The organism is Shewanella sp. 2_MG-2023 (assembly GCF_030548905.1).
Lineage (GTDB): Bacteria > Pseudomonadota > Gammaproteobacteria > Enterobacterales > Shewanellaceae > Shewanella > Shewanella electrodiphila.
Map to the genome: position 1 here is coordinate 201,321 of NZ_JAUOSO010000001.1, position 20,729 is coordinate 222,049.

Genomic DNA, 20,729 nt, shown 5'->3' on the forward strand with positions numbered 1-20,729 from the left:
CATTATGTTAACCCTACCACCACTTAGCCTTTATATTCATATACCTTGGTGTGTGCAAAAGTGCCCTTATTGCGATTTTAACTCCCATGGTCAGCAAGGTGAATTACCTCAAGCTCAATATGTCGAAGCCTTACTGCAAGATTTACACAATGACTTAGGTTATGTTCAAAACCGTAAGCTGCACAGCATTTTTATTGGTGGTGGTACGCCTTCATTGTTTGATGCCAAACAAATAAAGGTCATTCTTGACGGCGCTAGAAAAGCTATTGGTTTTGAAGATGATATTGAAATCACCATGGAGGCCAACCCTGGCACTTTAGAGCATGATGATTTTGCCGCCTATCAAGCAGCAGGCGTAACGCGTTTATCTATTGGCGTACAAAGTTTTTCTAAAGATAAGCTCAATTTACTTGGCCGCATCCATGATGAAAACGAAGCTGTCACTGCGGCTAATACCGCATCAAAATCAGGCTATAACAGTTTTAACCTTGATCTCATGCATGGTCTACCAAATCAAAGCTTTGATGAGGCAATGGCGGATATTGATACTGCAGCAGAGTTAATGCCACCTCACCTTTCTTGGTATCAATTAACCATTGAGCCCAATACGCTTTTTCACTCGAAGCCGCCACAACTCCCTGACGATGAAAACCTTTGGCACATCTATGAACAAGGCCAAAAGAAGCTTGCGGCATTAGGTTACCAACAATATGAAATCTCGGCTTATGCCAAACCAGGGTTTCAATGCCGTCATAATTTAAATTACTGGCAGTTTGGTGACTACCTTGGCATTGGCTGTGGCGCTCACGGTAAAATCACCCAACCTGAAAAAGATGTGATTACCCGTACTGTAAAAATCAAACACCCTAAGGGCTACTTAAATACTGAAGACTACACTTTTGAAGCCTCAGAAGTGCTGCCAGAAGATAGAGCACTTGAATACTTGATGAACAGGTTACGACTGATGACGCCAATCCCTAAAGTTGAGTTTGAGCAACGCACCGGTTTATCAGCTGATGTGCTTACTGATGGAATAAATAAATCTATCTCAAGAGGCTTATTAACTGAATCAGAAAACCACTGGCAGTTAACATCTAAAGGCCACATGTTCGTCAATGACCTATTATCGCAATTTATAGATTAATTCAGTCAGTAACTTATTGGGTAATTCATTTAAAAACTCATTACAGTATAGGCTCAGCAAATAGTGCTTAATAGCCACCACTTGAACCAAGTCGGTGGCTTTTTAATGCTCACAGCAATACTTAATCTAATAAACCGCAAGCTTTAAGCAACATTTAATACACAATTGCTAACATTTCACTTTACCCTTTTTCGCTTTGCTCTATTAGGATATCAATCAATATTAATAAACGCTTACTTCTATCCCTCGTTTACGGAAACCCACTATGCTACTAAAAACTAAAACGACAATAATAGCCGTTGCATTATCTAGCTTATTATCTACCTCTGCTTTGGCCCATAGTTCGGGCAACCATGCAGTTAAAAGCGCAACTGAAACCACTAAAAAAGCCACAACGGAATCAGAAAAAGCCAATGAATTATTTGAAAACATTTTCATGGAAAATGTTATGGCTAGCCCTATCTCACAAACCTACATGCGTATTAAAACTGATTACGACAAATGGGGTGATTTCAGTGATAAAGCTGATGATGAAGCATTAGAGCGTACTAAAAAACACCTTAAACAACTCGAATCAATTGATGTCAGTAAACTTGATGTTCAAACTGCATTAAGTTTTAACCTAATGAAGCAAGGATTAGAACAAGACATTGCTGATGATAAATGGCGTTACCATACCTATCCAGTTAACCAAATGTACGGTAGCCATACTTTTATCGCGACATTCTTGATTAATCAACACCAAGTATCAAGCGTTAGCGATGCTGAAGCTTATATCAGTCGTTTAAATGGCGTTAAACACGCTAGCAAGCAGCTAGTTGATGCTTTAAAGCTTCGTGCTGATAAAGGCGTAATCGCACCTAAGTTTGTTTTCCCATATGTCATTTCAGACAGTGAAAATATTATTACTGGCGCTCCTTTTAGCGACACTGAAGAAAAGAGCACTCTGTGGGCTGACATCAACAAAAAGGTTACAGCCTTAGATGCGCCTCAAGCTAAAAAAGATGAATTACTTGCTGCAGCTAAAAAAGCCCTCGTTGACAGTGTTCAACCAGCCTATACCGATCTTATCGCTTATCTTAATCAACTTGAGAAAAAAGCCGATACTCGTGATGGTGTTTGGAAACTGCCTGAAGGTGACGATTTCTTCAATTTACGTTTAAGCCGTGTCACTACAACAGACATGAGCTCAGAAACAATTCATCAGTTAGGTTTATCTGAAGTTGCCCGTATTCATGACGAAATGCGCGAAATCATGAAGACAGTGAAATTTGATGGTGACTTACAAGAATTCATGGCATTTATGCGTGATGACGACCAGTTCTACTACCCAGAAACTGATGAAGGCAAGAGCCGTTACATGTCAGAAGCCAAAGCATTAATTGATAACATGGAGTCTCGTTTAGACGAAGTATTCAATATCAAACCAAAAGCTAAATTAGTGGTAAAACAAGTCGAAGCCTTCCGTGAAAAATCAGCGGGTAAAGCGTTTTATGATGCGCCTGCACCAGACGGTTCTCGCCCTGGTACTTACTACGCGAACCTTTATGACATGAAAGCTATGCCGACTTACCAAATGGAAGCACTGGCATACCATGAAGGGATCCCTGGCCATCACATGCAAATTGCGATTGCTCAAGAGCTAGAAGGTATTCCTAAGTTCAGAAAGTACGGCGGTTATACTGCCTATATTGAAGGTTGGGGCTTATACACTGAATACTTCCCTAAAGAGATGGGCTTATATGCCGACCCATACTCTGACTTCGGCCGCTTAGCAATGGAACTTTGGCGCGCATGTCGTCTAGTGGTAGACACTGGTATCCATTCAGAAAAATGGACCCGTGAGCAAGGTATTCAATATTATGTTGATAATACGCCAAACGCAGAGTCTGATGCAGTGAAAATGGTTGAACGTCATATCGTCATGCCAGGTCAAGCAACTGCTTACAAAGTGGGAATGATTAAGATTCTAGAGCTACGTGAGAATGCGAAGAAGCAGTTAGGTAACAAATTCGATATTCGTCAATTCCACACTCTCATTCTTGAGAATGGTCCTTTACCGCTAGATATTCTAGAAACGAAGGTCAATGACTGGGTTAAAGCAACTAACGCTGCATAACCCCCCTTATAAAAACAAAAAACCACTGAGCTCAGTGGTTTTTTTTATGCCTAAATTTTATTTTTGACTATTACGCTATTAATAAGAAATGATAATAAGGAATGACTGAAGCAAACAAGCAAGCAGGAACAAAAAAGCGGTTGAGTGAATTTTAGGCAAAAATAACCCCAGCACTATGTCTGGGGTAAACCAATATAAACTAGGATGATGGTTTCAAAGCCGGCATTGTTCTAGTTTTAAAACCGTTGCCAGCAGTGATTCAAAATTTGCGAAGTTGCTGATTTGCACAAAAAGTCGAAAAGGGGTCATTTCTCAACAAGATGCGTGACTCAAACCATTCCGAATCAACTGAAATCTATTGTATTGATTTCAGAACATAGTTCAAGATGCGAAAATGAAATTGTTTTAATTTAAAGACAAAACCTTGCTGGACAATTTTTAATCACAAACAATTAAACCATTGTTTAAATTGAATAAATAAAAAAACCGCACTTAAAGGTGCGGTTTTGTTTTAAATTTTGAACAATGTTTCCATATATTCTTACGTCATTGACGACTTAAACTGGTAATTATTTACGCAATTTGTATAAATGGTCATATTTAGTGTCCCAGTATGGAGTACTACCAATATGGCCTTTAATGAAGTCGATGAATGAGCTCACCTTAGGTGCAAGATGCTTACGGCGCGGATAAACGGCTTGTAGAGGCAAGTTATTCGTTAACTGCCAATCTGGTAACAATGGTACTAAAGTGCCTTGTTCAATCTCATCTTCCAATAAGTAACTTGCTAAATATGCAATACCTAACCCGCTAACCGCTGCTGATTTAAGTGCTGGTGCATTGTCTACACGGAAGTTACCTGACACACCGATTTCGCAGTAATCATCACCTTTCTTGAACTGCCACATGCTGTGTTCATGCCACTCACCTTGATATACAAGACAGTTATGATCAACCAGCTGTTCAGGACGAGAAATGGTGCCATTTTGAGCGATGTACTCTGGCGATGCTGCAAGTAAGAACTGACACTTCATCAATGGACGAGCAACCATACCTAAAGGTAATTGCTCTGACATAGTTAATAATAAATCTAAGCCTTCGCTGACTACATCAACCTTGTGATCAAGTAAGCTGACTTGTAACTCAAGCTCAGGGTGTTTAGCCATAAACTCAGGTAAAGCCGGAATGATGTGCATGGTACCGAAAGATTGGGAAATACCCACTTTCAATACACCACGGGTCGCATCATTTAAATTATGTACACTTGCGACAGCTTGTTCAGCATCACGAAGCAACTCTTCACCTTGAATATAAAGCAAGTTACCTGCTTCTGTCAGACTCAGACTACGTGTAGTACGTTGAATCAGTTGAACCCCAAGTTTATGTTCAAGATCAGCAACCTGAGTACTTACTTTCGACTTAGATATACTCAACCTTCTGGCTGCGGCACTGAAACTACCAGCGCGGGCAACATGAGTAAAAATAGCAATAGGTTCTAACAGTTCTAACATGGGAGTCGCCTTAAGCTGTTTACGACATTAAAAATAGTTTTTGGAATGCCAATCACTGTAACTTATCCGAAACAATACCGAACAAGATTTAACCGATATAGCAGTGCAAACAAGTATGCACGATTGACCAAAAAAGAAATTAAATTGTGATAGTCCGTTATCCTGTATAGCCAATCAAAACTAAAACAATAAGTTAATAGGATTAGCGATACAGTCTTTTAATTTATGGAGTATACCAAAAAAATTACATATGGCTCTATATTTATAATATACAATTTTTTTATCAGAACAAATCATATCTTCAACAGAAGTGTAGTTGAATTAACATTTTAAAGGCTTTTTAAACGAAAAAGCCCCTGCATATGAATGCAGGGGAAGGTCAGGTGCATTTTGACAATGCTAGAAATTGAACAATCAAGATAATCAAATAAGTCACATCAAATTGCGCTAGCGGTGAACAACCTAATCAATTACCTATTAGTTAAATCAAATACTGATACTTATATATAAAATTCAATTCAACCAATTAACACTCAAGTAAACTTATTCGTATTGGGTATTATCCAATGTTGCAAGTTGGTATGAAGCAAGTTCAGGAATCGATTGACGAACTTCAGATTCAAGCGCCATAAGCTCTTCAAAGTCAGCACAAATCTTTTCAGCTTTCGCTTCAATAGCCTCTGACTGATCTGCTATTTGCAATTCAATGTCTTCACCTACTCTTTCCATTTTGGTAGAAAATGCTTCCATTTTCTCTTCAAAACTTCCACCTTCAGATGACATCATTTCGGCGCCTAAAGCCATCATAAAGCTACCCATTGAATTCTTAATCATGGCTTCCATTTCTTGTTCAAAATCTTCATTAAATGCTTCTTCAATTGAAGATTCCGTAGCGCCTAAGTAAAACTTGTCACCTTGTTGATAGGCCGCTTCATCAATACGAGTTTGGATGCCTGCTAACAGCTCATCTAATTTGGCACCTGTTGCATCACCAAAGATTGGCGTAAGTGCTAGGCTCACAGCATCCGTTGCTAGTACTACAACTTCATTGACTAAATCGATAATTTCAGGAACTTGTTGAGATAACTCTTCTGAGTAATTGGTTAATAAGTTGCGTTGCTTACTATCTAAATCTATCTTGCTACCTTCGACATAAAGCTCACCCATTTCAACTCGATATAGCTCTTCGCCCTTTTCGCTGATTAATAGCTTCTTAGGTTCGACAGTCACATCATAGTTAAGAGTGACATTACATTGCTCGTCATCTAATGACAGCTTTGCCATAGCAGGCGTGATTGCTCCGGCAGTAAAAATAAGTCCTGATAAAGCAAGACCTTTAATTAATCCGTTGGTGAAATTAGTTTGAGTTTTCATTAGCTCTTCCCTTGCTGTAAATAAAACACAGTCATTAAGTTGTAGACTGAATTTTCAAATTTGATAATTAAACCGTTTATTACGATTAAACTTAAATTAGATAAAGCACAGTCCATGCCAACATTTAAAAAACCTTTATTTTCAGAGGTTAAAGTGAACTAGGCGACGTTATAGACAAAGACAGGAATTATGAAGTTAACCGACAATGAGTGAAATAACCAACAAAGTGGTGTTTTTCACTCTTTGCTAATTTTCACTAAAAATAAACAGAAGGAGCGGAGCAATAGCAGTAAAAATGAAATCAAAGCACTAAAAGATTGAACGCCCCAAAGCCTGTGATAAGTGCTCCAGCATACGCGTACCCGCCAATGAATTTCCGTTTTGGTCTAACTCTGGAGACCAAACACAAATAGACATATCACCAGGAATAACAGCAATAATTCCGCCACCAACACCACTTTTACCCGGCATACCAACGCGATAAGCAAATTCGCCCGCGCCATCATACAAACCAGATGTTGCTAACAACGCATTCAGCTGCCTTGTTTGTACAGGGGTAACCAGTTGTTCATTTTGAAGTGTCTTGCCACGATTAGCCAAATAGAACATGGCTTTAGACAAATCAGCGCAATTCATTTTGAGTGAGCAATAATGAAAATAGTTTTTTAATACCGTATCGACATTACCATCAAAATTACCAAATGATTTCATCAAGTAGGCAATAGAGGCATTTCTAGCACTAAATTTAAATTCTGAGTTGGCGACATTTTTATCAAAACAAATGTGTGAATTGCCACTGAGTTTTCTGACTTCTTCAAGCATACGGTGCTTGGGTGCGCTTTGTCTGGCTTGAATTAAGTCTGCAATCACTAATGCGCCTGCATTGATAAAGGGATTACGAGGGATCCCGCGCTCTAACTCAACTTGGACCAGTGAATTAAAAGATTGACCAGATGGCTCTTTGCCTACTCTGCTCCAAATTTCATCTTCGGTATATAAGCTAAGTGCCAGCGTCAAACTAAAGACTTTAGAAATACTTTGAATTGAAAACGGCTCAAGGTAATCGCCTGCTCCGATGGTTTGTCCATCAGCAGTCGTTACAGCAATCGCAATTTTATTAGGATCAACACTCCCCAAAGCAGGAATGTAATTTGCTACCTTTCCAGAACCAATAAGTGGCCGAACTTTGTCGACCACTTGTTCAAGCAATATCTGCTCAGGCATTGGCTGAATTAGCCCCACCAGATGTCATATAATGCGCTGACTTCAAGTTGAGGTACTTTCTTCGCTTCCCAAAAGGCTTTTACAGCTGCAACATCTTCTTCGGTACATTTGCCGATTTGCTGAGTGGCAATAATACCTTCCCACATTTTGTGTCCGCCACCGTGGAAGCCTAGCTCACGCGGTAAAATAACCTCATCGATAAACTCATCAACGGCTTTATCAATATCCGCTTCTGAAATAGCGTCATCGAATGTCCAATTGATATCAAAACCAAGTTCTTGGAACTCATCAACGCGAAGCTTTTTACGTAGACGGCGATTACGATTCTTAGCCATGTTTTTATCCTAGTTAGTGTTGTACGATTATAAATTATTATATTAATTCAGAAGCTAAACTTATGTTTTAATAAATTTAGCTGACTTTTTCAAACATTAAATCCCAAACGCCATGACCTAAGCGATGACCACGGGCTTCAAATTTTGTCAGTGGACGGTGATCAGGACGTTCAACGACTGTATTAGTCTCAGATTGATTTTTATAACCTTCAGCTGCTGACATCACTTCTAGCATATGCTCACTGTAGTTTTCCCAGTCTGTTGCCATATGGAAAACACCGCCAATTTTAAGTTTACGGCGAATAAGCGCAGCAAATTCAGCTTGAACAATACGACGTTTGTGGTGACGTTTTTTATGCCATGGATCTGGAAAGAATAACTGTACTCGGCTCAATGACCCGTCAGCAATACTGTTTTCAAGCACTTCCATCGCATCATGATGATAAACACGAAGGTTAGTCACTTCAGCTTTACCCGCATCAACAAGACAAGCACCAACGCCAGGTTTGTGAACTTCTATACCAATATAATTCAGTTCAGGAGCAGCTTGCGCCATTTCAACTAAAGAAGCACCCATGCCAAAACCAATTTCTAAAACGGTATCAGCTTCACGGTTAAATACTTCAGTAAGATTAATTGGCTCTGGAGTGTAATCTAACCCCATTGCTGGCCAGTGTGATTCAATTGCTTGAGCTTGGCCTTTGGTTAGGCGCCCTTCTCTCAAAACAAAACTTCTAATCTTACGAAGATATTTACCATCTTCGTTATATTCAGCGGTAGTAACGTCGCTCATTTCTGCCTCATCAATTAGGTACTTTATTAAGTGACCCAATGTTTAACTTCAAATTCATAAAATAGTCAGTAAGTATATCGCAAAATCGTCATGACTAAAGTAGTTAATCCCCTTTGAGGCGGAGATTATTTTGCTTATATTGCGTTTTTTACAGAAGTTTAGCTGCATGAGTCAAGATACCTCTGTGACTAGGCGCATTTTAACCTTCACAGACCATTTAACAGTCACTTATCGTTTTTAGCTTTTCCATTATCAAAACCGTATCTAACTTGTTTATCAAAACGTCGCCATATACACTGCGCCAATGAATAAAGTTAACTCCTTTTCTGAGCGAATTGTTGCTTGGTACGATGTTCACGGGCGTAAAACGCTTCCTTGGCAAATCAATAAAACCCCATATAGAGTATGGATTTCGGAGATCATGCTGCAACAAACTCAAGTTGCGACTGTGATTCCATACTATGAAAAGTTCATGGACAGTTTCCCGTCAATTAGTGATTTAGCCAAAGCTAGCGAAGATGATGTTTTGCATCATTGGACAGGTCTTGGGTACTACGCGCGTGCGAGAAACTTACATAAAGCTGCGAAAGCGATATGCGATCAGCATAATGGTCAGTTCCCTGAATCTTTAGATGAAGTGATTGCGCTATCAGGTATAGGACGCTCAACTGCTGGGGCAATTCTGTCACTTTCCCTTGGACAACATCACTCAATTTTAGATGGTAATGTTAAGCGAGTGCTTGCAAGACATGGCGCGATTGAAGGCTGGCCAGGGCAGAAAGCTGTTGAGCAAAAGTTATGGACCTTAACCGATTCACTGACGCCTAAAACAGATGTACGTAAGTTTAATCAGGCCATGATGGATATCGGCTCTGCCGTTTGCACCCGCAGCAAACCTCGCTGTGATGCATGCCCTGTTGCCATTGATTGTAAAGCGCAATTAGCTGGCAGGCAGAGTGAGTTTCCTGGTAAAAAGCCTAAAAAGACAATTCCCGCTAAATCAGCCTGGATGCTAGTGATAAAAAAAGATGGCCAAGTCATTTTAAACAAACGTCCACCAGCGGGCATTTGGGGCGGACTATGGTGCTTCCCTCAATTTGAAACAGAAGTTGAATTACATGAGCACGTATCAATCAAGTTTACGGGCAAAAACATCACCCATACTGATTCAGAATGGCTTGCAGGCTTTAGGCATACATTTAGCCATTTCCATTTAGATATTCAACCCATTGTGATTGAACTTGAATCAACACAAGATTTAACAGAATTTGAATCCAGTGTAATGGAACAAAACCAGAGTCTCTGGTATAACATACATCATCCAGCTAAAGTCGGATTAGCCGCAGCAACCGAGCGGATCTTATCTAACTTAGTCGCACTTTCAGCAGCAGATCCTATCTAAGGGATCCCGTTAAGGAAACATCATGGCTCGTAATGTTAATTGCGCATATTTAAATAAAGAAGCTCCAGGTTTAGATTTTCAATTGTACCCAGGAGAAGTTGGCAAGCGAATTTTTGACTCTATCAGTAAAGAAGCATGGGGACTTTGGCAGAAAAAACAAACCATGTTAATCAATGAAAACAAACTCAACATGATGAATGTTGATGACCGTAAATTTCTTGAAGAGCAAATGGTAAACTTTTTATTTGAAGGTAAAGACGTCGAAATTGAAGGTTATGTTCCACCTGCTGAAGACGAATAATCTAGCTTTAAAAATCATCAAGAATAGCGCTTAAGGCTATATAAAATTGCGCTAAAGACTTTCTAAAATAGCTCGATTCATCTATCAAACCTGTCGCTCACTAGACGATGATATGATGACGAGCTATTTTCGTATCCAGCAAGATACAATCGTTAACGGTTCCCACCTAAAGAAGACCGATGATTACTTTCGTTTAATAGCCAAAAGTTCCCGATTCAAAACAGAAATTTCATATTCGTGACCTTTCTTGAAAATAGTAAATATTGTCAGCCCTTTGTTAGCGATAAAACATTAATAAAAAACGTTAATCAGTATACTCAAGCACAATTGTTTCAAATGAGATTATTGATAATGAAGCCACTTATTTATTCGCTACTTGCCATCAGTCTGAGCTTTTCAATCACAAATGTGACTGCTGATCCACTTGGAATGAAGCCAATACCCGTTCCTGATGCACCTCTAGGTTATCTAGTGCATAACCCATATGAAAATGCACCGCTAACTGCTTTAGTCACCTTAAATGGTCACACGATTTCAGATGTAGAAGTGACAGTTCATGCAAAAGATGACACGGGTGTAAGTATTCACTACCAAGTAGATGACATGCGTGTGATGAATGAAGGTGGCGTCCCCATATTTGGCTTGTACCCTGCCCTGATGAACCACTTTACAGTTAACTGGACTCAAAACGGTAAACAGCATAGCCATGACTATCAGATGCTCACACCAGATATTGATATGGGTTTTTCAGAAAGCCAATGGGCTAAAGCCCCTCTGGTTGAAATTGAGCATGTCGATGCAGACTTTAAAGACCGACTATATTTCGTTAACTGGACTAACCCTGATGGCAAAACAGGCCAATTAGCTCATAACAATCCAGATGCTCCTGGCGCCTTTTCTTGGGATGGCAAGCCTGGCTTCTTTATTATCGATACTGCTGGCGATATCCGCTGGTATTTAAACCCATACACAACTCACGATTCAAAAAGCTTTGAAAATGCCGGTTACGCTATGGGAATGAATGTTACCGAAGATGGCAACATGGTTTGGGTTCAAGGCCAAGGTTGGAAAAAGATGTCTTTAATGGGCAGAATGATTTCTGAACATAGCTTACCTGGGAACTTTATTGATGCATCGCACGAAGGAATTGAAGGTGCTAACGGAAATATCTTTATTCGCGCTGCAGCCAAAGACTACCGCCGTCCTGACGGTAAGTTAGTAAACACTATTCGCGATCAAATTATTGAAGTTGATAGCACAGGTAAACTCGTCGATTACTGGGACTTGAACAGTATTCTTGATCCAATGCGAGACGATGCATTGTTATCTCTTGATGCTGGCGCTGTGTGTTTAAATATTAATGCCTCACAAGCTGGGCATCAGACTACACTTGAAGATTTACAAAATGCGCCCTATGGCGATATTCATGGTGTCGAAACCGGTCGTAATTGGATCCACGTAAACTCCGTGGATTACGATCCCACTGACGACAGTATTATCATCAGTTCACGTCATCAATCAGCCGTTATTAAAATAGGTCGTGACAAGCAAATCAAATGGATATTAAGCCCATCAAAAGGCTGGTCTGAAAAGTTTGCTGATAAACTACTGACCCCTGTAGACAGTAAAGGCAAAGCATTAAACTGTAATGAAAAAGGCCAATGTAGAGGCACTAACTTTGATTTTTCTTACACCTCACACACAGCCTATAGAGTACCGCAAAAAGGAACTCTAACCGTATTTGATAACGGTGACGGTCGCCACCTTGGTCAACCAATGTTTGCCAATGAAAAATATTCTCGCTCAGTAGAATACAAAATCGATGAGCAAAAACTCACCGTTGAACAAGTATGGGAATATGGCAAAACGGAGCTAGGTTATAGTGGGTACTCACCTGTGACTTCAATCGTTAAGTATCAAGAAGATAAAGACAGTATGATGAGCTATTTTGCCTCGGCTGGCCTGTTTGGACTAGGGGGCGGATATGGCAACTTAAAAATGGACGACACCACAGGTAAAGTACAATCTATTTTAGTTGAACATAGATATGGTGAAACCGAACCCGCTGTACGAATAAACATTAACAGCCACGATATGTTTGCAACAGGTTATCGCGCTCAGGTCATTCGAGTGCAAGAAATGCTGAAATAACAAAATACTGCTTTTCTATTAGTCACAACTTAATGCCCGATAAACAATTTGTCGGGCATTTTAAAACCCAGAGGTTTATTACGCCAAGCTGTTATTTTTACAAGCTACTATCTTATATAAGCCATTACTTATACTAAGCCATTGTTTTTAAAAGCTATTACCTTATACAAGCCCTTACTTATACCAAGCTATTATTTATACGAGCTACAGTTTATACGAGCTACAGTTTATACGAGCTAGTGTTTACTTTTCCAAGCTAACTGTCCCTTCCTTGCAACATTCTTAATATTGAATTTGCAGCTTTTCTATCCTCTTTATTAGCAACTCCTTTTGTGTCATTGCTCAGCAAAAATTGACTTTTAATGTCCAATAAAGCTGCTTTAAATTCAATCTTGAATAAATTAATACTGGTCAAAAAATGATTAATCATTTACATTCTAACAACAATGTAAGCGCTTACACTAATTGTTAAATATAAAAAACATTAAAAATCAGTTAGCTGCAAAGTTGCCATAAATACCAAATTTGGATGGAATCAACCAAGGTAATAAAAACAATGGCTCAAGAACCTAAAATATCACCTGTGACACCTCAATCTGAAAAGTTATCACTCAAAGAAAAAGTCGGTTATGCCTTAGGGGATGTGGCATCTAACTTTTATTGGCGTGTTTTCGATGTCTTTCTATTTATTTTTTATACCGACGTTTTCGGTATTTCTGCTGCTGCCGTCGGTACCATGATGTTAGTGACTCGCATAATAGATGCTGTTTCAGATCCATTAATGGGCGCATTAGCTGATAGAACGTCCACACGTTTCGGCAAGTTCAGGCCTTATCTTTTGCTCGGCATATTACCCATAGCTGCAGCAGGTGTACTTACCTTCACCGTCCCTGATTTAGGCGATGATGGAAAACTCATTTGGGCGTACGGCACATATATATTTATGATGCTTGCCTATACCTTTATTAATGTGCCTTATGGTGCTTTGCTTGGTGTAGTAACATCCGATAGTCAAGAGCGCACAACCTTAACCAGTTTTAGATTTATTGGCGCATTTTCTGGTGGCACCTTAGTGGCTTATATGACACCAGAACTGGTTAATCTACTTGGAAATGGCAACGAAGCTTTAGGCTGGCAAATGACCATGGGCTGCTATGGCATTATCTCAGCAGTGTTATTTACGCTGACTTTTTTTGCCACCAAAGAACGCATTGCGCCGCCAAAAAATCAGCGAACCAGTATCAAACAAGACATCATGGATTTAACGAACAACAAACCCTGGCTTATCTTGTTTTCACTCGCCTTAATCATCATGTTCACCATTACACTGCGGGCGAGTACGGGTACGTTCTACTTTAAGTATTATGTTGGCCGAGAGGACTTAATTGGTACTTTCACTGCGGTATATATGATTTCGCTGGCAATAGGTGCAGCCTCAACCCCATTACTGAGTCGCTACTTTGATAAACGCAGTTTACTGATTGGCTTAATGAGCCTAGTGGCTGTTTTGTCTGCAGGTTTTTACTTAATCCCACCGCAAAATTTAACCTTGATGTTTATCATGCAGGCCTTGATTGGTTTTTGCTTAGGCCCTAAGTCTCCTTTGGTATTTTCAATGTACGCTGACACCGCAGATTATTCGCAATACAAAAATGGCCGCCGCGCCACTGCAATGATTTTCTCTGCTGCGGCATTCTCACAAAAACTAGGCGGCGCTTTTGCAGGCGCCATGATTGGCTGGCTTTTATCTTCAATGGGGTATGTGGCCAATCAGCAACAATCGCCAGATTCGCTTATGGGCATATTATTGCTTAATACCCTGATCCCTGCGGTATTTGCAGTATTAGCGGTTTGGGTAGTAAAGCATTACAGCTTAGATGAACAAACAATGCATGACATTAACCAAAGCTTATATTCACCTGACCCGAAACAAGCCGACAATACAAACACTAACAACACAGCAGTGCAGGACTAAGATAGTGATCACTTACAACCAACAAAATGGCGCTGTCAGTCTACATAGCCCAACCAGCATGCCAAATGCATGTGGTTTTCTGTGGAATGAAAACATGATGATTCAAATGAATTGTCGAGGTTATGCCGTGGCTCAATTTATGCAGCCTGAACCGGCTAAATACGCTCATGGCCCCGCCCTTGAAGCCAAGACATTTATGCAGCCTGAGCACGCCTATTTTAGCCACCATCCGGGGCGCTTTTTCTACATAAAGGATAATCAAACGGGTGAGATATTTTCAGTCCCTTATGCACCAGTAAAGCAGGCGCACAGTAAGTTTGAGTTTATCGTCGATAAACATAAAATTAGTTGGAAAGTGGAGCATTTAAATCTAACTTGCCACTTGAGCTTATCGTTAACTGCAGAAGATACAGCCGAACTTTGGCAACTTAGCGTCACCAATCATGCTGATAGTATTCGAGATTTAAGCATCTACAGTTATTTCCCTGTCGGCTACATGTCTTGGATGAATCAATCTGCAAGATTTGATGACACGCTTAATAGCATTTTGTGTGAATCAGTCACGCCTTATCAAAAAGTTGAACAATACCCTGTTCAAAAAGACTTTAAGGACACCACGGTTTTTATCAGTGATAAAACACCAACCAGCTACGAGACTCGACAAGTCATTTTTGAAGGTGAAGGCGGATTGAATAATCCTGATGCTATAAAAAATGAACATTTAGCCTCTAAGCCTGCCCATTATCAAACTCCTGCAGCCATAATGCAGTTTACGCAAAGCTTAAGCCCTGAAGAGTCATCGCAATTTAACTTTATCTTTGCCCCAGTTAAAGATGCTAAGGAAGCTAAGCAGCTCAAACAAAAGTATCTTAGTTCAGAACAGAAACTGAATAAGGCCAAACAAAAATATCAGCAGTATATTGCCACTTCTGATAATAAACTTGAAATTAGCAGCCCAAATAATGCACTTGATAATTTCATTAATCATTGGCTGCCAAGGCAAGTTTTTTATCATGGTGATGTCAACCGCCTTAGCACCGATCCGCAAACTAGAAATTACTTACAAGATGCGATGGGGATGATGTATATCAGCCCTGATAAAACCAAAAGTGCCTTTATAAAAGCCCTGTCACAACAACATAAAAATGGTGAAATGCCCGATGGTGTTTTGTTAAATGCAGATTCAGAGCTTAAGTATATCAATCAAATCCCACATACAGATCATTGCGTTTGGCTGGTAATTTGTATTGAAGCCTATTTAAATGAAACTGGTGATTACGACTTTCTTAACCAAGACATCCCCTTTTCAGATAATCAATATAGCGTGAGCGTGCTGGAACACATAAACCTTGCCCTAGATTATTTATGGTCACAAAGAGATAGCAGAGGCCTGAATTATATTAACCAAGGTGATTGGTGCGATCCGATGAATATGGTTGGCTATAAAGGCATCGGTGTTTCTAGCTGGTTAAGCCTTGCAAGCGCCTACAGTATGAAGTTATGGGCCGATGTCAGTGTGGCTATTGGGGAAAATGCGCAAGCAGATAAATGGCGACAACAAGCCAATACTTTAAATCAGGATGTTAACCAACATTGTTGGGATGGTGAATGGTTTGCGCGAGGCATTACCGATGCAGGCAACTGTTTCGGTGTCAGCGCAAATACCGAAGGGCGAATCTATTTAAACCCGCAAAGTTTTTCCATGCTTTCTGGCGCCATCACAGAGCAACAATGGCCATTAATGCAGGCTCAAATCAAGCAACAATTGCAAAGCCCCTTTGGAATGATGATGCTGGCGCCAAGTTATACCCATATGCATGAAGAAGTCGGTAGGCTTACGCAAAAATTCCCTGGTACCGGCGAAAATGGCTCAGTTTATAATCATGCTGGCGCATTTTATATTTTTGCTTTGTTTGAGAGAGGTGAAACCGACACAGCTTTTGAGCTATTAAATACCATGATTAATCCTAGCTCAGATAGCGATACCCTCGCCCGAGGTCAACTGCCTGTATTTATCCCTAATTATTATCGCGGCGCTTACTTTCAATACCCTGAAGATGCAGGTAAATCCAGCCAATTATTTAATACTGGCACCGTTGCATGGATTTATCGAATCGTCATCGAGCAATTAATTGGCTTAAAAGGGATTAAAGACGGTCTTAAAATTCAACCTCAGTTACCGAGCGCTTGGGACAAGTTAGAGGTCACTCGTCTGTTTAGACAATCAACAATTAAACTCAATGTAAAACGTGAAGAGCATATCTCAGAGCAGCAAGTGTTAGTTGATGGGATTCCACTTCATATCAATCAACAGGGCGAATTTATATTAGCGATAACGCCAAAGCAAAATTATTGCATTGAGGTTGCTCTCCCATTGGCACCCTCTGTTAATTAACTGAGCATAGATATTATTTAATGATTTAAAAACAATAGATTAGATAATACTTTTGGAATTTGTTATCTTTTAGCATTATCTAATCTATTTATTCGAATACCATATAGAATAGACTGCCTGTGACGTTATTTTTAAACACAAGTACACTTATCACAAAATATAAGATGCAAATTCGGAGCAAGAAAACTATGGAATGGTTTAGTAATCGTTATCGTATCCCCAATAAACAAAATCATGACCTGACAACAGTTAGCTTAGGCATGTTTAACCGAGTTAAATTCGACCATAGCGCTGTTAACCATAGCGCTGTAGTCCTAGCATTAATTATAAGCCCTTTTTTTAGCACACTATCCGTTGCTGCAGCCGAGTTATCAACTGAAACATTGCATCAAGAACACAGCCATCAAATCATTGAGGTTAATAGAGCCAATAGTGACATCACTATTGATGGCATCCCTAGCGAATCAGACTGGCAGCAAGCTAAATGGCACCCCATTGATCAAATGATTATCGGCCCTGCTATTTCAGCAGATGATTTCAGTGGCCAATATAAATTACTCTGGCGTGAAAATAAGTTGTTTTTACTCGCAGAAATTATTGATGACGTACTGTTCGATCAAACAGCTGATCCAACTGTTCTATATTGGGATGATGATACTGTTGAGGTATTTTTAGATGAAGATGCATCAGGTGGAGAGCATCAATTTAACCATAATGCGTTTGCATACCACGTGGCGTTAGATAGACAAGTTGCTGACTTCTCCACTCTTAAACAAGCTATGACCTTTAATGAACATATCGAAACAGTTTGGACTCGTGATCCTATTAATCCTAAAAAGATATACTGGGAGATGGCTATTCACATCTTTCCTGACAGCTATGATGATAGTTTAGATGCTTTTGCACATAACCAAGTGTCACCTATTACGCTTACTGCCGGTAAAGTTATGGGGTTCATGCTCGCTTATTGTGACAATGATGGTTCAAAGCAAAGAGAGAATTTTATCGGTTCGCATCCTATAAAAGCGGTTGATGGCGATATGAATCGAGGTTATAAAAGTGCAGATGTATTCGGTAAAATCAAACTGATTAAATAGCTATTATATGGTGATTTAAATACCTATAAAGACACAAAAATGCCGCTATTGCTTTACTGTTTTGGATAAAGTTAAGCGGCATGATTATATAACCAGTTAGCATTCGACTTCTGGCAACAACCTCAAATTTATTGCTTTATACCTTCAACAATAAGATCTAAAGTCACATTGGCAGACGCTGGCCCTAAGTCCATTTTGATCCCAAAGTCTTTCATCGCAAATTCAGTTGTACCTGCAAAACCTGCACGGTATCCACCCCATGGGTCTTTGCCTTCGCCAATAAATGCTGCATCAATAGCAATCGGTTTAGTCACACCGTTTAAGGTTAAATTACCATTCAGCACAAGTTGACCATTACCTTTATCTTCGACACTGGTAGATGCAAATTCAGCCTGTGGAAATTTACCTGTATTTAAAAAATCACTGCCACGTAAATGCTTATCTCTTTCTGCATGGTTAGAGTCAACACTGGTCGTATTAATAGTCACGTTAATAGCTGAACCAGCTATGTTCGCTGCGTCATAGCTAAAATCACCACCAAAATCATTAAAACGGCCAGCTACAAAGCTATAACCCAGATGATTGACTTTAAATTGGATAGAAGCGTGAGCTCCCTGAGTATCAATAACATAGTCTGCAGCATTCGCTGTCAATGGCATTAAAAGTGCTGAACCGATTAGTGTGCCAATAAGTTGCTTTTTCATTTTGCTATTCCCTTATATAAATCTTTAGTAGATAAAATGTATTGATAAAAATCTGTTGATAAAAGTCTGTTGTCTGTCTAAATAAAATCAAACTCAGTTAATCGTGTATCAAATATTGAGTCGCAATGACTGCCAATACTTTATTTACTGAGCTTTATTTACCGAGCTTTATACCGAACTGAATATACCGAGCTGACTGATTATCCTGAGCTAACAAACCGAGCTAAATTATTTTCGAATCGGTTTAATCATTTTGCTTAACGTACCGTCTTTATCCTTAAGCTGATGTTTAATCGCGCCAGCTGCATGGATGATAACGAGTGCAATTAAGCTATAAGCCAAATACTGATGAACTAGCCCAGCAATATCTTCTTGGTTAGAAATAAAGTTGCCTAATGAAGGCACTTCAAACCAATCAAACACCAAAATACCTCTGCCATCTGCAGTTGAAATTAAAAAGCCGCTTACCATTATTAACAGCATTAAAGCGTACAACACTCGATGAGCCCACTTAGCTGCAACCTGTTCCCAAGCCTTATGAGATTGTTCAGGTTGAGGTTTAACAGAAAAGAAGCGCCATAAAACCCTTAGCAAGGTTAACCCCAGTAGCAGAATACCGACACTTTTGTGAATATCGGGAGCTGTTTTATACCAACTACTGTAATAAGTCAGATCCACCATCCAAAAACCTAGGCCAAATAAACCTATGATGGCTAAGGCGCTTAACCAATGGATAATGATTGTCACTAAACCATAGCCATTTTTAGTATTTGCTAACATCGAGCATGTCCCTCTGTATTTCGATGATGTTTATCTTATAGCTTTAACCCTAAAATAAAATCGCAAAATAGAACCTAAAACATCCTATTTTTTCGAAAGGTTGTGCTTGTGGAAACCAAATGCTTTTGTCATAACATCTAAACTGTCATTCCTACCGCAAACTGAAGAGTGAACTAGAGTTGAAAGAAATGATTCAACCTCTATGTAAAAACCATCAAAAAAGCACCATTTTGGATACTAACTAAGCGAACAATTAAAAAGTTTTAAAAAACCACTTGCGTGTTTAAATCCATCCCTATAATATGTGCGCACTCCAAACGACACAGCCACTAACAAGTGAGTTAGCAGCTAGTTTGAAGTAGTTAACTAACGCTTAGTTTAGTTGCCCGAATAGCTCAGTCGGTAGAGCAGAGGATTGAAAATCCTCGTGTCCCTGGTTCGATTCCGGGTTCGGGCACCATAATTTATTTAATAGTGTTGTCACTGTTAAAAAGATAAGCCGGCATAGCTCAGTTGGTAGAGCAACTGACTTGTAATCAGTAGGTCCCGAGTTCGACTCTTGGTGCCGGCACCATATACAGAACAGCCACTCAATAGAGTGGCTTTTTTGTATCTGTTTTTAGATAAAAACTCTAAAGCACTTATCTCATTTTCTTTTTTCAACACTCAAGTCAAGTTAGCTAATTAATGCATACTCATATACTGGCTCTGAATAAGCACTTCAAAAAAGTCGCTTCAATATTAGTTAACATATGGTATTGCCTCTAGGTCATCATTAGCCGAGTAACAAACTACCTGCTCTCTGTAGCCTTCATGCTTCTATTTTTACCACGTAAGCTCCCCAAAGAGGTCATTTCATCGCTAGCTTGCATATTATATCGCCGCTTAAGCGCTGATTGGTTCAAAAGTGCTAAAAAGCACTTGCACGATGAGAACCATGACTATAGTATGTGCGCACTCCAAACAAGACAGGTGTTAACCACCAAGTATATTGTCAGTTTGAAGTAGATAACTAACGCTTTAGTTTAGTTGCCCGAATAGCTCAGTCGGTAGAGCAGAGGATTGAAAATCCTCGTGTCCCTGGTTCGATTCCGGGTTCGGGCACCACAATTTATTTAATAGTGTTGTCACTGTTAAAAAGATAAGCCGGCATAGCTCAGTTGGTAGAGCAACTGACTTGTAATCAGTAGGTCCCGAGTTCGACTCTTGGTGCCGGCACCATATACAAAACAGCCACTCAATAGAGTGGCTTTTTTGTGTCTAAAATTTGTCTCACAACTCACTCATACATAATTCAAATCAACGCCTAAGCAATTAAGTAAGCACCTTGGCAAACAACTCACCTTCCCTCATTCTGTTTTAATAGTGATCTAAATCTGTCATCAACCTGTATTGGTGACTAACTAGTCTTGCTTTAGTCACAC

At 39.6% G+C, this 20,729-nt stretch carries 15 protein-coding genes and 4 tRNA genes; 12 read left to right on the forward strand and 7 right to left on the reverse strand.

The annotated features are described in order from the left end of the window. Positions 1-4 precede the first annotated feature (4 nt). Both hemW and Q4600_RS00830 read left to right on the forward strand, forming a co-directional pair. Positions 5-1,144, forward strand: coding sequence for a radical SAM family heme chaperone HemW (hemW, locus tag Q4600_RS00825; RefSeq protein ID WP_303512614.1), 1,140 nt, complete (start codon positions 5-7; stop codon positions 1,142-1,144). A 265-nt stretch (positions 1,145-1,409) separates the two neighbouring features. Beyond that, positions 1,410-3,263, forward strand: coding sequence for a DUF885 family protein (locus Q4600_RS00830; RefSeq protein WP_303512611.1), 1,854 nt, complete (start codon positions 1,410-1,412; stop codon positions 3,261-3,263). A 569-nt stretch (positions 3,264-3,832) separates the two neighbouring features. Here Q4600_RS00830 and Q4600_RS00835 read toward each other — a convergent pair. The 5 genes from Q4600_RS00835 to trmB all read right to left on the reverse strand — a co-directional run bounded on the left by Q4600_RS00835 (position 3,833) and on the right by trmB (position 8,500). Further along, a complete protein-coding gene (locus Q4600_RS00835; protein ID WP_102528666.1) occupies positions 3,833-4,774 on the reverse strand; it encodes a LysR family transcriptional regulator in 942 nt (313 codons plus the stop codon). 543 nt (positions 4,775-5,317) lie between these two features. Continuing rightward, positions 5,318-6,148, reverse strand: coding sequence for a YggN family protein (locus tag Q4600_RS00840; protein WP_303512609.1), 831 nt, complete (start codon positions 6,146-6,148; stop codon positions 5,318-5,320). A gap of 309 nt (positions 6,149-6,457) precedes the next feature. Continuing rightward, positions 6,458-7,372 (reverse strand): glutaminase B, encoded by a 915-nt coding sequence (gene glsB / locus Q4600_RS00845; protein ID WP_102528669.1) that lies wholly within the window; start codon positions 7,370-7,372, stop codon positions 6,458-6,460. Between the two features lie 8 nt (positions 7,373-7,380). Continuing rightward, complete coding sequence (locus Q4600_RS00850) at positions 7,381-7,707, reverse strand: 50S ribosome-binding protein YggL (protein ID WP_102528670.1); 327 nt, start codon at positions 7,705-7,707, stop codon at positions 7,381-7,383. 76 nt (positions 7,708-7,783) lie between these two features. Beyond that, entirely contained in the window at positions 7,784-8,500 is a 717-nt protein-coding gene (gene trmB / locus Q4600_RS00855) for a tRNA (guanosine(46)-N7)-methyltransferase TrmB (protein WP_102528671.1), read from the reverse strand. A gap of 304 nt (positions 8,501-8,804) precedes the next feature. On the opposite strand from trmB, the gene mutY reads away from it, so the two are divergent. The 6 genes from mutY to Q4600_RS00885 all read left to right on the forward strand — a co-directional run bounded on the left by mutY (position 8,805) and on the right by Q4600_RS00885 (position 17,821). Beyond that, complete coding sequence (gene mutY, locus Q4600_RS00860) at positions 8,805-9,902, forward strand: A/G-specific adenine glycosylase (RefSeq protein WP_303512605.1); 1,098 nt, start codon at positions 8,805-8,807, stop codon at positions 9,900-9,902. A 22-nt stretch (positions 9,903-9,924) separates the two neighbouring features. Further along, on the forward strand, positions 9,925-10,203 hold the full coding sequence (locus Q4600_RS00865) for an oxidative damage protection protein (protein WP_102528673.1): 279 nt from the start codon (positions 9,925-9,927) through the stop codon (positions 10,201-10,203). Positions 10,204-10,554: 351 nt separating this feature from the next. Beyond that, positions 10,555-12,354 carry an aryl-sulfate sulfotransferase gene (locus Q4600_RS00870; protein ID WP_303512601.1) on the forward strand — a complete coding sequence of 600 codons (1,800 nt, stop codon included), beginning with the start codon at positions 10,555-10,557 and terminating at the stop codon, positions 12,352-12,354. Between the two features lie 556 nt (positions 12,355-12,910). Next, positions 12,911-14,329, forward strand: coding sequence for an MFS transporter (locus tag Q4600_RS00875; RefSeq protein ID WP_303512598.1), 1,419 nt, complete (start codon positions 12,911-12,913; stop codon positions 14,327-14,329). 4 nt (positions 14,330-14,333) lie between these two features. Continuing rightward, entirely contained in the window at positions 14,334-16,724 is a 2,391-nt protein-coding gene (locus Q4600_RS00880; RefSeq protein ID WP_303512596.1) for an NdvB protein, read from the forward strand. Positions 16,725-16,912: 188 nt separating this feature from the next. Further along, positions 16,913-17,821, forward strand: a complete 909-nt coding sequence (locus Q4600_RS00885) for a sugar-binding protein (protein ID WP_303512594.1) — start codon at positions 16,913-16,915, stop codon at positions 17,819-17,821. A 128-nt stretch (positions 17,822-17,949) separates the two neighbouring features. Here the strand turns inward: Q4600_RS00885 and Q4600_RS00890 are convergent, their stop codons facing one another. Then, positions 17,950-18,525, reverse strand: a complete 576-nt coding sequence (locus Q4600_RS00890; RefSeq protein ID WP_248954564.1) for a YceI family protein — start codon at positions 18,523-18,525, stop codon at positions 17,950-17,952. Positions 18,526-18,753: 228 nt separating this feature from the next. Continuing rightward, complete coding sequence (locus tag Q4600_RS00895) at positions 18,754-19,305, reverse strand: cytochrome b (RefSeq protein WP_303512589.1); 552 nt, start codon at positions 19,303-19,305, stop codon at positions 18,754-18,756. Between the two features lie 384 nt (positions 19,306-19,689). Here Q4600_RS00895 and Q4600_RS00900 point away from each other — a divergent pair. From Q4600_RS00900 to Q4600_RS00915, 4 genes are all read left to right on the forward strand, one after another. Next, positions 19,690-19,765 (forward strand) — tRNA-Phe (locus tag Q4600_RS00900). 38 nt (positions 19,766-19,803) lie between these two features. Then, positions 19,804-19,879, forward strand: a tRNA-Thr gene (locus Q4600_RS00905). A gap of 457 nt (positions 19,880-20,336) precedes the next feature. Then, positions 20,337-20,412 (forward strand) — tRNA-Phe (locus Q4600_RS00910). 38 nt (positions 20,413-20,450) lie between these two features. Beyond that, positions 20,451-20,526, forward strand: a tRNA-Thr gene (locus Q4600_RS00915). The last annotated feature ends 203 nt before the right edge of the window (positions 20,527-20,729 follow it).

What these genes read in the sequence shown, in the direction of transcription:
- hemW (WP_303512614.1), top strand. Translation starts at nt 5, where the DNA reads ATGTTAACCCTACCACCACTTAGCCTTTATATTCATATACCTTGGTGT.
- Q4600_RS00830 (WP_303512611.1), top strand. Translation starts at nt 1,410, where the DNA reads ATGCTACTAAAAACTAAAACGACAATAATAGCCGTTGCATTATCTAGC.
- Q4600_RS00835 (WP_102528666.1), bottom strand. Translation starts at nt 4,774, where the DNA reads ATGTTAGAACTGTTAGAACCTATTGCTATTTTTACTCATGTTGCCCGC.
- Q4600_RS00840 (WP_303512609.1), bottom strand. Translation starts at nt 6,148, where the DNA reads ATGAAAACTCAAACTAATTTCACCAACGGATTAATTAAAGGTCTTGCT.
- glsB (WP_102528669.1), bottom strand. Translation starts at nt 7,372, where the DNA reads ATGCCTGAGCAGATATTGCTTGAACAAGTGGTCGACAAAGTTCGGCCA.
- Q4600_RS00850 (WP_102528670.1), bottom strand. Translation starts at nt 7,707, where the DNA reads ATGGCTAAGAATCGTAATCGCCGTCTACGTAAAAAGCTTCGCGTTGAT.
- trmB (WP_102528671.1), bottom strand. Translation starts at nt 8,500, where the DNA reads ATGAGCGACGTTACTACCGCTGAATATAACGAAGATGGTAAATATCTT.
- mutY (WP_303512605.1), top strand. Translation starts at nt 8,805, where the DNA reads ATGAATAAAGTTAACTCCTTTTCTGAGCGAATTGTTGCTTGGTACGAT.
- Q4600_RS00865 (WP_102528673.1), top strand. Translation starts at nt 9,925, where the DNA reads ATGGCTCGTAATGTTAATTGCGCATATTTAAATAAAGAAGCTCCAGGT.
- Q4600_RS00870 (WP_303512601.1), top strand. Translation starts at nt 10,555, where the DNA reads ATGAAGCCACTTATTTATTCGCTACTTGCCATCAGTCTGAGCTTTTCA.
- Q4600_RS00875 (WP_303512598.1), top strand. Translation starts at nt 12,911, where the DNA reads ATGGCTCAAGAACCTAAAATATCACCTGTGACACCTCAATCTGAAAAG.
- Q4600_RS00885 (WP_303512594.1), top strand. Translation starts at nt 16,913, where the DNA reads ATGGAATGGTTTAGTAATCGTTATCGTATCCCCAATAAACAAAATCAT.
- Q4600_RS00890 (WP_248954564.1), bottom strand. Translation starts at nt 18,525, where the DNA reads ATGAAAAAGCAACTTATTGGCACACTAATCGGTTCAGCACTTTTAATG.
- Q4600_RS00895 (WP_303512589.1), bottom strand. Translation starts at nt 19,305, where the DNA reads ATGTTAGCAAATACTAAAAATGGCTATGGTTTAGTGACAATCATTATC.